This window comes from Bariatricus massiliensis (assembly GCF_900086725.1).
GTDB lineage: Bacteria > Bacillota > Clostridia > Lachnospirales > Lachnospiraceae > Allocoprococcus > Allocoprococcus massiliensis.
Genome location: NZ_LT574838.1, coordinates 1,401,285 through 1,414,668 on the forward strand (window position 1 = coordinate 1,401,285; position 13,384 = coordinate 1,414,668).

At 46.9% G+C, this 13,384-nt stretch carries 11 protein-coding genes; 3 read left to right on the forward strand and 8 right to left on the reverse strand.

Annotated features, from left to right (window positions below):
• Window positions 1-4: 4 nt before the first annotated feature.
• Both BN6465_RS18310 and BN6465_RS18315 read left to right on the forward strand, forming a co-directional pair.
• Entirely contained in the window at window positions 5-1,510 is a 1,506-nt protein-coding gene (locus BN6465_RS18310; RefSeq protein ID WP_066737917.1) for a hypothetical protein, read from the forward strand.
• The gene (locus BN6465_RS18315) at window positions 1,507-3,441 is read left to right on the forward strand and encodes a sensor histidine kinase (RefSeq protein WP_066737921.1); all 1,935 of its coding nucleotides are present in this window, start codon (window positions 1,507-1,509) and stop codon (window positions 3,439-3,441) included. The genes BN6465_RS18310 and BN6465_RS18315 overlap by 4 nt, the downstream gene beginning before the upstream one ends.
• On the opposite strand, the gene BN6465_RS18320 is transcribed toward BN6465_RS18315, so the two are convergent.
• The gene (locus BN6465_RS18320) at window positions 3,431-4,720 is read right to left on the reverse strand and encodes a hypothetical protein (RefSeq protein ID WP_066737924.1); all 1,290 of its coding nucleotides are present in this window, start codon (window positions 4,718-4,720) and stop codon (window positions 3,431-3,433) included. The two genes, BN6465_RS18315 and BN6465_RS18320, sit on opposite strands and share 11 nt — an antisense overlap.
• Before the next feature lie 14 nt (window positions 4,721-4,734).
• Window positions 4,735-5,835: a flagellin lysine-N-methylase gene (gene fliB, locus BN6465_RS18325; protein WP_066737926.1), complete on the reverse strand. Its 1,101-nt coding sequence runs from the start codon at window positions 5,833-5,835 to the stop codon at window positions 4,735-4,737.
• A gap of 249 nt (window positions 5,836-6,084) precedes the next feature.
• On the opposite strand from fliB, the gene BN6465_RS18330 reads away from it, so the two are divergent.
• Window positions 6,085-8,328: a sensor domain-containing diguanylate cyclase gene (locus tag BN6465_RS18330; RefSeq protein ID WP_082891785.1), complete on the forward strand. Its 2,244-nt coding sequence runs from the start codon at window positions 6,085-6,087 to the stop codon at window positions 8,326-8,328.
• Window positions 8,329-8,427: 99 nt separating this feature from the next.
• Here the strand turns inward: BN6465_RS18330 and BN6465_RS18335 are convergent, their stop codons facing one another.
• The 6 genes from BN6465_RS18335 to BN6465_RS18360 form a co-directional block, all read right to left on the reverse strand.
• Window positions 8,428-9,600, reverse strand: a complete 1,173-nt coding sequence (locus tag BN6465_RS18335) for an iron-containing alcohol dehydrogenase (protein WP_066737928.1) — start codon at window positions 9,598-9,600, stop codon at window positions 8,428-8,430.
• 102 nt (window positions 9,601-9,702) lie between these two features.
• Window positions 9,703-10,320 carry a manganese catalase family protein gene (locus tag BN6465_RS18340; RefSeq protein WP_066737930.1) on the reverse strand — a complete coding sequence of 206 codons (618 nt, stop codon included), beginning with the start codon at window positions 10,318-10,320 and terminating at the stop codon, window positions 9,703-9,705.
• Window positions 10,321-10,782, reverse strand: a complete 462-nt coding sequence (locus BN6465_RS20580; RefSeq protein WP_082891786.1) for a spore coat protein CotJB — start codon at window positions 10,780-10,782, stop codon at window positions 10,321-10,323.
• Between the two features lie 102 nt (window positions 10,783-10,884).
• Complete coding sequence (locus BN6465_RS18350; protein WP_066737931.1) at window positions 10,885-11,241, reverse strand: MGMT family protein; 357 nt, start codon at window positions 11,239-11,241, stop codon at window positions 10,885-10,887.
• 32 nt (window positions 11,242-11,273) lie between these two features.
• Window positions 11,274-12,560: an MFS transporter gene (locus BN6465_RS18355; RefSeq protein ID WP_066737933.1), complete on the reverse strand. Its 1,287-nt coding sequence runs from the start codon at window positions 12,558-12,560 to the stop codon at window positions 11,274-11,276.
• 79 nt (window positions 12,561-12,639) lie between these two features.
• A complete protein-coding gene (locus BN6465_RS18360; protein ID WP_066737935.1) occupies window positions 12,640-13,296 on the reverse strand; it encodes a TetR/AcrR family transcriptional regulator in 657 nt (218 codons plus the stop codon).
• Window positions 13,297-13,384: the final 88 nt, after the last annotated feature.

Below are 13,384 nucleotides of genomic sequence, written 5' to 3' on the forward strand. Positions count from 1 at the left end.
CCCCATGAAAAAAAGACACTTTCTTAAATTCGCATTTGTTATGCTTTTTACTATACTGCTTCTGCCTTCTTTCACAGCCAATGCCAATTCAGATAAAATTGAGCTGACAATCATCGACGCGACCCCTTATAAACAGGGTTTTGTATTCTGCCGGGGCGATGAGGAAGAATGGGCGGATATCATGGAAGGTTGGCAGCGGGACTTTTCCTTTCTGGTCGCTTTTGATGAAACCACCCAAGAATATGCCCCTGTGGTGCTGGAATCCATCGATATCTCTGACGTTGACATCTACACTGTCGGCGAATACCATGTCCGGATAAACATGAAACTGGAAGACAGTTATACCGACAGATATTATATCCGTGATGAGAACTGTACCGTAGATATCCCTATCTACATTTCGGATGAAGCAGGGCTCAAGATGCATCTTGTACTGGATGCGTCTTTTGCCTACAAATTCGCTTGGTACGCCCCCGTCGAGTTTCTCCCCAGTGACATTCTATACCTTGAGGTGGATGCGGATACCTATTACACCAAAGAAGAACTCATTCAAGCACCTTGGCTTATATGCGATGATTATGACATAGCTACCCTCTCCATGAATCTTATATATATATTGAAACCGCTTCCTAAGGATACGGCTTATTATTTTTGTGTAAAAGTAGGCGATGATTACACGGATATCGTCCGTGTTTCCTATACAGATCCCCCCGCCATCTCTGATTCAGCGGGAATGGGTGGCAACCGTGACGGCGACGACCACGAAGAGCCGGAGCTCCCTCCACTTTCCCAGCCCGCTCCAGATGACAGCAAAGACTCTCCGGAAGCCGGAGACTCGGTAATTTCTTCAGGCAGCGCAGAAAATAGCGGGGCAGGTCAGGAGCAGAATTCCTCAAGCGTGGCAGGACCGGCAGGCTCATCCTTATCAGGTTCATCAAGCAATAGCCATCTCGCTTCTGCGGGCACTGCAGTGGAGACCGTCACGGCTACCAATACTACCATGTCAGGCGCCCGCATCCGCATGCTGCTTGACACGGAAGAAGAGTTTATCACCTTTGCGTGGAGCGGTATTTGTCTGCGAATCCCCAAAGATTATTTTCTCGCCTTGAATCTGTCAGATGATGATTTATTTTCTGTAGAAATGAAGCGGACAACCAATAGCTCTTTTACGCTTTCCATTGCCATAGGCGGAAAAGAACTGACTGAATTTGCCCCTTCTTCCGTACAGCTGTCTGTGGATGACACTGATATACCATATACGCTGTACTTGGACAATAATAAACTCAATACAACCGTGACCTGTCAAGACGGCTGCGCCATATTTGATGTGACCCGCACCGGTACATACCAGCTTCGGACGGAAGGACAAGCTGATACCGTCTCAGAAGTAAGTAATGAATCCGGCATACGCCGAATGTTCTTCCCTGCTGCTGCCGTACTCATGCTAGTCTTCATAACCGGTATTCTTATCTTTCTTCGTGTATGCAGAAATAGAGGGCCACGCCTATGATCCACTTTCCAAAACGAACTGTTATAAAACTCTTGTCGGTCATCGCGGTATCTGCCCTTTGTTTTTCTCTCATGGCAAGCCTTATTTATCGCTATGACAATAAATATACCCGCAGGACCCTTCAGCCGATTGGAGGCCTGCTTGCCCTGTCCGAAAAAGACCTGCAGGAAAATGCCTGTTATTTCCTTGCCGAGGGATGGAGTTTCTATCCGGACAAGTTATTTACACCGGAAACCTTTGCCGAGGAGGGGGCGCAGTCATTTGCTCAGATTATCACCATCGGGCAATATAATGACTTCTCTTTCGGGCAGCCCCAGCGGGGCACGAACGGTTCTGCCACTTACCGTCTCCTGCTTTCTCTGCCACAGACTCCTTATACGTATTCGCTAGCGCTTCCCGAAGTGTTCTCCTCCTATCGGCTTTACATTGGCGGTACACTTATTTCCGAATTGGGGAATCCCTCACCAGAGCATTATAGGCCGGCGGTCAATGAGCAGGTCGTCACTTTTACGGCCTCCGGCACAACGGAAGTGCTCTTGGCCGTGTCAAACCACTCCCACTATTACAGCGGGCTTACCTACCCTCCTATTTTTGGCGGGCCGTCTGATGTGAATCGAGTGCTTGATATCCGTCTCTTTCTGCGAATTGCGTCAATAAGCCTGATTCTGCTTATTGCGCTGGCGGCCTTTTTCTTTTGGCTGCGCGAGCACAACAGTCAGCAGGTGACACTGCTTTACTTCTTCGCCTGCCTCTGTCTGCTTGGTTATACGGCCTACCCGCTGATTACAACATTCTGTACCTTGGACAATCAAGTTTGGTACGCCTTGGAACTGTTGTGCTTATATGGTATGTATCCTCTGGTCATTATACTCCAGAACAAGCTCTGGCATCTTCCGGCAAGAACGGACCGATTCATCTGGGGCTTTATGTCCTTATTCTGCGCCGCCGCAATATGCTATGCCTTACTGCCCACAAGCTCCTATACTGTGCACCGGCTGTTCGAACTCTCGGCCCGCATTATCAAAATGTTCACCGCTGGCTGGCTATTAATCAACGCCCTGCTCGCCGCATGGCATGAAGAAGAGAAATCAATGATTTTGTTGTCGGGTACTACCGTTTTTGCCGCCGCTCTCGTCTGCGACCGGGTATTTCCTTACTATGAGCCTATATATGGGGGATGGTTCCCTGAGTACGGCGGTGTATTCTTAATATTATGCCTCGGTTTCATAATACTGAAATCCCTGACAGACTCTTACCGTCTTCAGCTTACCTTGACAGAAGAAAAAAGACAGCTCACACGGCAGATTGCTATGCAGAAGATTCATTATCAAGAATTAAGTGAAAAGATTGAAGATTCCATTCGGCGGCGTCACGATGAACGTCATCATTTAAAAATGATATGTATGCTGTTGGAAAATAATGAATTCGATAAATTAAAGGAATATCTGATGGATTACCATCTATCGGCCACAAATGAGGAACGGGCCGTCATCTGTACGAACCTTATCGTAGATGCTATTTTACAGTTCTATAGGCATCAATGCCAGGAAAAGCAGATTGCCCTTACCTTAGAGACCGATATTCCTGCCGACATACATATATCGAATACCGACCTTTCTGTCATCTTTGGAAATCTGTTGGAAAATGCGTATGAGGCCTGTCTGCGGCAGAATAGAAAAGATACTTACATCCATTTGACCGCCCATTACCGTAGCGGCTCCCTCCTCCTCCGGATAGAAAATTCCTCCGATAAGCCGCCCAGCAAGAAGAGCGGAAAGTTTCTATCAGCCAAACATGACGGATATGGCATCGGCACTCAGTCCGTAAAAGCAGCTGCCGCACGCTATGGTGGGCAGCTGAAATATGACTACAACGAGAATTTCTTCCGTGTCTCTGTTATTTTGACGGAGCAAGCAGATTCTAAATCATGATTTCCTCCTGCGCTTCACGAAGAAGCTGCTGACGGCGCTTTCTAGCTTGACGGGCTTTTCTCCTTCTCTCCCGTCTGACTTGAAGCATTCGATAATATATCCCTATAGCAGCGGCAGCCGCCGCTGCTATAATTCCAAATGCGGCCGCTGTTGCCACCGGAAACGGAATTTTCCGGAAGAGCACCTGCACGTTCTGATCTTCCTGAATATTGTCCAGCAAATATTTCTTGTCCTCTTTTCCAAGTGAAACTTTCTTCCCGTTAATCCTTAAAGCCTCCGGCTCGTATCCTTCTTTTGCCTTATAGGAAAAAGATACACGTTCTCCTCTAAGTACTTTCTCCGGTACTTCTTTTACGGTACCATTCTCGGCCGAAAGCTTCACTTGAAAATAGTAGGGCAGCTCTGTCCGATAAAATCTCACTGTAGAGATTCCCTCCGTATTTGTCACATTCACTACGGCCAAAAAAACCCCCGGCTCAAGCTCACACAGTGACTCCGGCTCATCGGCGGCAATGTTCTCAAATCCAAAATCCAGCTGTGCCGCTGCCGCCATCTCTCTTCGCTCTATCGAGTACGCATGAATAAAATCACCGATACCAAGTCCTAGTGTAAGGGGAAAATTAATAATATAATCACCGCACACCTCTAAATCCTGAAAGTTATCACCCTCTGCAGTATCCGCGTACTCTCCCAAATCTTCCACAATTTGAAAATCGGCATCCAATATTTTAAAGCTGTAACCGCCTTCCACATTTGTCTGGATGATATACTGATTCTTATCCTCCATATATCCGATTCCCAAAATATTATAGTCATCACTAATTTTAATCGTTCGCTTATATGCCAGTGTTTCCGGATCCATCACATAGATACATCCTCTGTTCTCCGGTATCATATGCGTATAAAGCGCAACATATATTTCTTTTGTATGCGGATTATACGCCATTCCGTTTCCATGCTCCCACACGGTGTCCTGTGTTCTTTTTGCCAGCGTATACGGCTCCACCTGATTGCCGTTCTCATCCTTATCCTTCCGATAGTAAGCCGATACCACATCAGCAGTCTCCCCGTCCTCTGCCAGATTCTCAATGGTAATAATATAATCTTCGGTGGCACAGATTGACTGTACCACGCCGGCACGCTCTTCCTCGTGCACCTGTTGCCATTTAAGATTCTGGAACGCGTCATCCCCCGCTATTTCAGCCCTGCCCACCATGACGGGACTGAGCGCCAAGATTACTGCGCCCAGCAGAACTCCCTTCCTTATTCTCTCCCACATTTTAACAACTCCCCTTATAATAACTTCTCCAGATTTTTATCCGAATGCTCTATCTCCCGCGAATATCGGTAAACAATTTCCTCTATATCCTCGCTGTCAAGCTGTCCGCCATTCTTTGCCCACCGGGCCATAAGTATCTCTTCCATCAAAAACACGTTAGTCACCGAGAACAATGCCTTTGCGTAAACCTTGCCGTCATATACCGCCCCACAAAAATAAGTAAAGATAAAATACACAAGGAGCTGCTCTTTCTGAACTTCCCAAGTGTTCCCCTTCTCCCTGACCCATGTTTCGAACGCTTCCCTCAAGGACGTGTAGGCCCCCGCTCCCCGCCAATAGAGGCGCTCTTCCGCCTCCTTAAGGCTCTTGTCCCAGTCTTCCCGTAAAAGCTCCAACTCATACAATTTTCCAAACAAAGCCGCTGCTTTTTCGTAACGCTTTTGTATATCCTCTATTTCCTCCATAATTTTAGACTCCACAAAACGCCGGGCGCCCTCGCCTTGGTAACGTTCAAAGAGCTCTCCGCAGGAAAACAGCTCCCCTCTGTTCACGCGCCCCTGCATGTCATGCGCAAGTCCAAGTATCAGCTTTGTACGGACCGCGACGGGCAAATCACGATTCTGCAATATCTTGATTATCACATCTCTGGCGTCCGCCAGCTCCGAATAGAGAAGCAGGTCAAAATCGGGGAACTCTTCCTCCCCTTCTTTCTCCACCGAAAGAAACGTTGTCTTTTCACTTTTGCTAAGAAGCAGCCTTGCCGCCTCCGGGCAGGATATGGAGAGACTGATTTCCCGGATCCCCTCAAATTCTTCAATATGTCTGGGATACAGCCTGCATGTCCTGCACAGACTCTCCCTGCCCAAGACCATATACATCTCACAGAGATTGTTCTCCTTCAGGAACGAACACCGTTTGTCCTTGGACTGGCGGAAGGTTCCCCGCAGCCAATTAACAGAGCGGAGCATCATTTTCCGGTAACTGCCCTTCACTTTCCTGTATTTTTTCAGCGATTTTTTATCGACAACAATCTCCCATCCCGCACAGCAGGTATCCTGACACTGTTCTGCCACACACCGGAATTCTCTGTAATAGTCAGGTATCGTATAAATCATTCTTCTCCTCCACATTTCAGGGCCGTCCCTTTTCCCTCTGCCCTATTTTACTCTCTGAAAAGATTATATTACATTTCCTCTACAGGCGCATCATAAACTACAATAATGTTACAAATATTTACAAATTCCGCAGATTTGCTGTATGATAAAAATAAGAAGCGCGGTTGACACTTTCATTTAGTCTTCTTATAATAAAAGTACCTATTGCGCAAGAGCGGACAGAAATACGAAGAAAAGGAATGTTTAATTATGGAACGAATTCTAGGATTGAATCACAGTGACAAAAATATGCAAATGCTTTGTGACAACATTCCCGGGGGAATTTTCAAGTGCCTGTTCGATGAGGAACTCACCCTACTGGAAATGAGTGCCGGCTTTTTATCCATGACGGGTTACTCTTATGAAGAAGTGGAACATGACTTACATAACAGCCTGCGCAGTTTAATACAGCCCGACGATCTTGCGGAAGCGTTAAAAACAGTGCGTGAACAATTAAAGCATGGCAACACCAAGGAAATTCAATACAGGCTGATCCACAAAGACGGCCACTATATCAATGTCATCGACAAGGGCACTCTTCTCGTCGATGAAAAGGGTCGTCAGGCTTTTTACTGCATCGTCATCGATATTACGCGCGAAAAAAAGATTGAGGAGGAACTCCGTCTTAGTCTGGAGCGTTATCAAATTATTATCAATCAGACCAACGATGTAATCTTTGAATGGGATTTTAGAAATAATGCTTTCCTCACCTCCAACACATGGGAAAAGAAATTTGGAAAGAATCTTCCTATGCCGGCAAAGGGATTCGATAATATTTTGCTGCATCCCGAGAACAGTCCTATCAACCCCAATGATTTTGATGAAGTCAAAAGCTGCATCCGTGATATTCAGGCAAGAATTCCTTATATTGAAAAGAAGCTGCGTCTCAAAGATGTTTCCGGCCGCTATATATGGTGTAAAATGCGTCTGACCCAGCAGTTCGCTCCCGATGGCACGCCTTTGAAGGTAATCGGAGCCCTCTCAGATATAGACCGGGAATTCCAAAAGTCGCAGACACTCAAGCGCAAAGCAGAGCAGGATGCTCTGACCGGAATGTACAACAAAATCACCTCCCACTCCTTAATCCGAAGTTATCTGCAGGATAAGCCGGATGAGGTAAGTGCATTAATGATTATTGATATTGACAACTTCAAGTCTATCAATGATACCTTGGGGCACCTGTACGGGGATGCCGTACTGACAGAGCTTTCCCGGGTGATGCGCCGTTCCTTCCGGGACGCCGATATATTGGGAAGAGTGGGCGGAGATGAATTCATCGTGTTTTTGAAGGGTATTTCCAGCGTGGATAATGCCCGGCTGAACGCGGAGAAAGTGCTGCGGCTTTTCTCGGAACTACGCTCAAAGGGAAAGATAGACACCTTCATATCCTGCAGTATCGGGGTAGCGCTCTATCCTATTGACGGCGAAGATTTCACGACGTTATACCGGAGTGCAGATCACGCGCTGTATCAGGCCAAGAAGGAAGGGAAGAACAGATATGCCATCTACGGAAGTCAAAGTCTCCGGCATCTGTACCCTAAGTCTTCTCCCCAAATCTGTTCTGAGACCGAGATTGAGACACCCGCTGACACCACCTCCGAAAAAGCCGAGATACTGGAGTATATTTTCCATGTACTCTATAACACTAAGAATTTGAAACAGGGAATATCCGCCATACTGGAGATTGTCGGACGGCACTTTGACGTCAGCCGTGTCTATATATTTGAAAACAGTGACAACAGCCTCTATTGCCGAAATACCTTTGAATGGTGCAATGAGGGTGTGGAGTCTCAATTAGATGCATTGCAGACGGTTTCTTACGAGGACGATTTGGGTGGTAATTTTCTTGCGAATTTTAACGAGGATAACATTTTTTATTGTTCAGACATCACTAAGCTCCCGAAGCTACAGTATGAGCTGCTGAACAAGCAGGATATAAAAAGCCTGCTTCAATGCGCGATCACTGATGACGGTGAAATGCGTGGATTTGTGGGATTCGACGAATGCCGTCAAAACCGCCTCTGGACAAAAGGCCAGATAGATGTGCTGGTACTTATCTCTGAGATACTGTCCACCTTCCTTCTGAAGCGCCGGGCCAGCGAACGCTATCGCCGTGAGAATGATGGGCTTATGTCCGTGCTTGATAATCAGAACGCTTGGATTTATGTAATCGATCCCGAAACTATGGAGATACGTTTCCTCAACAAAAAGTCACGAACTTCCTCATCCGATGTCTATACGGGCCGGCATTGCTATGAGGTGTTCATGAACCGCAGCGAGCCCTGCGTACATTGTCCAGCCGCACATCTCACAAATAAATGCACGAGCCATACCGTTGATTTGTTCAACCCTCGTCTGAAAATTTGGTTCAGCGCAGAGGCAACCACGATATCTTGGAAAGGACAGCGCTCTATCCTGCTGACCTGCCACGATATTTCAAGATATAAGATATAAAGAATGTGCCTCCCCCGGAAGATTTTTATAGGCGGGAATTTCCCGGGCTTGACCAGCCCCAGAGAAATTCCCGCCTATTTTCAGCTACTTGGTTTGTACTTACAGCATTTTATAAATATTCTCGCAATCCTCTCCGTTCAGCTCCACATAGTCGCCTAATGTTCGGCCTTCTATCTCCAGCATACGGAGGAGCGTAGGTATATCTTCTTTTTTCCCGCCCAATTCTTCCAGTGTCCGCGGCATTCCCAGTGATGTCCAGAAGCTTCTCAGCGCCTTGATACCGGCCCTTGCCGTATTCTCAGGGTCTGCAAAATCCATATGGCATCCGAACACATTGACTGCAAATCTTGCCATACGCATAACATTGTGCTCTGTGACATATTCCATCCACGCTGGCATCACCACCGCAAGTCCTGCGCCATGGGCACAGTCATAGAGTGCAGATAGCTCGTGCTCCAGATTGTGGCTGGCCCAGTCCTGCCCTCTGTCCATACCGCACAAATCATTGTGCGCAAACGTCCCGGCCCACATCAGATTGGCCCGTGCCTGATAATCTTCCGGATTCTCCATGACCTTCGGCGCCTCCGCGATGATGGTCTTCATAATCGCCTCCGCCAAATTATCAGTCAGCTCCACATCGGACGTGTTGGTAAAGTACCGCTCCAATACATGGGCCATCATATCCACAATCCCGCAGGCCGTCTGATATGGCGGCAGTGTCTCGGTCAAGGCCGGATTAAGAATAGAAAACTTCGGGCGCATGAACTCCCCGCCGCAGTCCCGTTTGTAGACTCCGTCTTCCCGCTCAAAGGATACGACACTTCCATTGGAACCTTCGCTGCCCGCCGCTGCTATCGTCAGCACCACTCCCACGGGAAGCATACCTTTTGGCTCTTTTTTCTTTGAATAATATTCCCAAATATCATCCTCATTCACGACACCCAGCCCGATTGCCTTGGCTGAGTCAATGACGCTGCCTCCCCCTACCGCGAGGATAAAATCCACTTTTTCCTCCCGGCAGATTCGGATTCCCTCATAAATCAAGGGACTCTTAGGATTCGGTTTTACACCGCCAAGCCTTATATATGTAAGCCCTTCTTTCTCCAAAGACGCACCCACTCTATCGAGCAATCCGCTCTTTTCCGCCGATTGTCCGCCGTAATGAAGCAGTACCTTTGTGCCGCCGAACTCCTTTACATATTTTCCCGCTTCTGTCTCCCTTCCTTCTCCGAATACAAACTTTGTAGGCATCTGATATACAAATGATTCCATATACACTTCTCCTTTTCTCATACTTCTCCCATAAGTATAGTACAAACAACAGCAAAATGACAGATAATTCTAAGAATCACCTGTCATTTTGCTCAACTTTTTTTATAGTTTACCGTGGAACATATCTTTGTCAAATTCCGGGTTAAAATAGTAAAAGTTCTTACTGTCTAATTGGTCTTTCGTCTTTTCCAGCGCTTCCCCGAATCTCTGGAAATGCACGATTTCCCGGCTTCTCAGGAATTTAAGCGGCTCCCTTACCTCCGGGTCGGTTATCATCCGAAGCAGGTTGTCGTATACGGTACGTGCCTTCTGCTCTGCCGCCAAATCTTCTGTCAAATCTGTAATCGCGTCGCCCTTGGACTGAAATTCCAGAGAAGTGAAGGGAACAGAAGATGCGGCCTGAGGCCAAAGTGCCGTTGTATGGTCGATATAATAGGCGTCGAACCCTGCCGTTTTCACTTCTTCCATACTTAAATTTTTAGTCAGCTGGTATACCATGGCACAGATCATTTCCATATGAGCAAGCTCCTCCGTACCAATGTCCGTGAGCAGGCCGCCCACTTCTTTCAGCGGCATGGTATAACGCTGCGCCAGATACCGCATGGACGCCGAAAGTTCCCCATCCGGTCCGCCATATTGGCTGATAATCATCTGGGCCGTTTTCGGACACGGTTTTGTAATCTTGACTGGAAATTGAAGTCTCTTTTCATAACACCACATTTACACACACGCTCCTTCCCAAGGCATCGGGCCTTTCTGCCAACAGAAATGTTCTTCATTAGGACACTCACTGTAAAGGATACATGGACGTCCAAGTGGATAAAATTTTTCTGCGAATTCCTTTTTTAAGGCTTCCGCCTCCTGAAGTTTCTCCCGGTATAATTCTTTTGCCTTACTTTCTGTCTCATGTGTGTCCAGATAAAGCGTCAAATCATCCAGCGCAAAGCATGTCTGCGCGATTTTCCGCATCATATCTTCCCGCTCCTTCTGCTCGGCCGGTTCTTGTGTTAAAACAGAACTTTTTTCCCTTTCAGCAGGTTCTCCTAGCATACCGGAAGCCGCAAAAAACGGTTTATTCAAATCTTTAAAAATAGTGCCGGCATGGAGCGCTTCTTTGTCATCATAAATTTCTCCCCATTGCTGAAACGGGACAGAAGCAATGGCTAATTGTTGTTCTGACATAATTTTCTCCCTTCTTACATATACTAAAGTTACATCATTAGTATCTGCATTAAAGAGTGTTCTATTTTGTCAATAATTGTCGAATCTCCTAGAATTGCCAGTCTATTTTTTTAACATGGCATGGAAACGCACAGCGTCTTCCATTGTATGTTTCCACCCAAATTTTTTCAGATCTACACGCCATCCATCCTTCTCCCAAAAGACTTCGACTCCCTCCGATTCCAGAAGCTGCTTTTGCATGTCGGGAGTGTCAAACGATGCCGCCCCGCTCAGAATCCCTCTAGAGTTCACCACCCGGTGGGCCGGCGCGCCTTTTCCTGCCAGCCCGCGGTTCAGTGCATAACCGACCTGACGGGAATTCTTCGGTCTGCCGCACAAAAGAGCAATCTGCCCGTAGGTAGCCACTCTGCCCTCCGGAATCTCCGCTAAAATTATTTTAACCCGCTCATAAAAGTCCATACCTGCCTCCATCCAATAAAGCTCACATACCCTTAACCATTTTGTGGTACATCTGCAGCATAAACCTCTCCTACCGTTTCAATCTCACTGCAGATTCTGCGATTGAAGAAGGAAACTCCCACCGATACGAAAGCCGCTCCGTAGAAAATCCATTCCGCATGTGACTGCAGGGCCTCAAAAAGAAATCCGTAAATAATCTGGCCCGCCGGCTGTGCACATGTGGAGATTCCCAAAATCCAGGCAATGACTTTTCCAATCAGTTCCTTTGGCGTTACTATTTGAATATAAGACATTACTTGTATTGTGTAAAGGGAAGAACATATCATTAATAAAAAACTGCTGAATAAGAGAATGCCGTAAGCCAAATAAGGTGGAATCCCCTTCGTCAGTGCGGCTCCCATGGGAAGCAGCAATACAGTGCAGGCAAAAAATATTTTGTAGCTTTTCTGGATATCCAGCTTACCGCTCAGAACGCCAGCTAGCATGCCGCCTGTCAGACCGCCCACGGCCAGCGCCGCCTGAAGATATCCATACAGTTCGTTGGCCCTGTCTGCGGGCAGCTTGAGTATCTGCATCACAACGACCGGAAGTCCGATAACTATCAGTGCGGATAAGAACAGATTGATGCCTGCACAGCAAAGGGTAAGTTTGCCGATAGCCGGCTTTCTTTTTACGATAAAGGATAAACTTTCTTTCAAATCATTTTTTGCTTCCGAGAGGATAGAGCCTCCTGCTTCCCGCTCTATCATCGGTATCCGGATAAATATCTCCATGACCGCAGATACGAAAAAGCAGCCGATGCATGTATATAGAATCGGCATAATGCCCCACATACTGTAGGCAATGCCGCCCAACGCCGGCCCCAAAAGGGAAGATAATGAGGAGACTATATTGATGGCCGCGTTCCCTGCCATGACTTTTTCCGGTGCGACCAGAAGGGGAATACTGGACTGTACCGAGGGCTGGTACGCCCCGGAAATGCCATACAGCATAAAGAGCATCACCAAAATCAAAGTCACTAGATTCACCTTGCCATGCAGTATGGTGAATATAAGTACCAGCGCAGACGTGAAAAAATCCAGAACCACCATGATACTGCGCTTATTTACCCTGTCCGCTATCAGGCCCCCGATAGGCGACATGACCGCCAGCGGAAGAAATGCAAACCCACTTACTATCCCCAATAGTCTGGGAGAACCGGTGACATTGAGCAGATGAAGCGGCAGCGCGAACCTCATGACCGCATTCCCGAACAATGATATAATCTGTCCCAGCAGAACTAAAATAAAATCCCTTGAAAATCCTTGTTTTTCTTTCATAAAATCCTCCTTCGATACCGACCGTCGGTATGTATTAAGTTAAAATGATAGGCGCCGTGCTTTTTGCCGACGCCTTGTGTTAGCGCTCCCTGCGTTCCTCGTAGATTTCCGTATATTTCTTTAATTGTACAAAAATATCGTCCTCAACAATGTCCATCCCAAGCTGCTTCAGCACATGCTGATAATACTTCATCTTCCGCATAGTCTCCTCGGGGCTGCACTGGTAAATCATGGGGTTCAGCCAGATATTTCCCAGAAGCATAAATACTTCCGCCAGTTCTTTTGGATATTCCGTCTGGATAGAGCCGTCGGCTACCCCTTCCTCAATCAGCGGCTCTATGATTTCAGGAACCTCCTTCTGAAGCTGGAGCAAATATAATGACAAGAGCTTAGGGTTGTGCAGAATGTCCGGAGCCGCAGTGAAAACCATCTCCTGCGCCGGGGCAAAAAATGAGATATACAACATCTGCTTAATCTTTTCTCTGCCGTTGATATCTGTGCGTTTACAGATTTCCTCCATCTTCCTATCCGCTTCCTCAAAGAATTTGTCGGAGGCCGCATTCATTATGTCTTCCTTGGACTTAAAGTGATGATAAATAGCCCCCTTGCTAAGTCCGCCCAAATTGTCGATAATATCCTGCACTGACGTATTGTCATATCCTTTGTCTATGAATAGCTTCGCCGCCGTGTCTATGATTAAGTTCCGGGTTTCCTCCGGGTATTTGTTTCGTGCCATACTGTCCTCCCAGCGATACATACTATCGGTATGTTCATTATACATACCACCAGTATGTATGTCAACTATTATTTTATATGACATTTTT

Coding starts and splice junctions, on each gene's coding strand:
- BN6465_RS18315 (WP_066737921.1), top strand. CDS start 1,507: ATGATCCACTTTCCAAAACGAACTGTTATAAAACTCTTGTCGGTCATC.
- BN6465_RS18350 (WP_066737931.1), bottom strand. CDS start 11,241: ATGGACTTTTATGAGCGGGTTAAAATAATTTTAGCGGAGATTCCGGAG.
- BN6465_RS20580 (WP_082891786.1), bottom strand. CDS start 10,782: ATGTCAGAACAACAATTAGCCATTGCTTCTGTCCCGTTTCAGCAATGG.
- BN6465_RS18330 (WP_082891785.1), top strand. CDS start 6,085: ATGGAACGAATTCTAGGATTGAATCACAGTGACAAAAATATGCAAATG.
- BN6465_RS18310 (WP_066737917.1), top strand. CDS start 5: ATGAAAAAAAGACACTTTCTTAAATTCGCATTTGTTATGCTTTTTACT.
- BN6465_RS18360 (WP_066737935.1), bottom strand. CDS start 13,296: ATGGCACGAAACAAATACCCGGAGGAAACCCGGAACTTAATCATAGAC.
- BN6465_RS18355 (WP_066737933.1), bottom strand. CDS start 12,560: ATGAAAGAAAAACAAGGATTTTCAAGGGATTTTATTTTAGTTCTGCTG.
- fliB (WP_066737926.1), bottom strand. CDS start 5,835: ATGATTTATACGATACCTGACTATTACAGAGAATTCCGGTGTGTGGCA.
- BN6465_RS18335 (WP_066737928.1), bottom strand. CDS start 9,600: ATGGAATCATTTGTATATCAGATGCCTACAAAGTTTGTATTCGGAGAA.
- BN6465_RS18340 (WP_066737930.1), bottom strand. CDS start 10,320: ATGTGGTGTTATGAAAAGAGACTTCAATTTCCAGTCAAGATTACAAAA.
- BN6465_RS18320 (WP_066737924.1), bottom strand. CDS start 4,720: ATGTGGGAGAGAATAAGGAAGGGAGTTCTGCTGGGCGCAGTAATCTTG.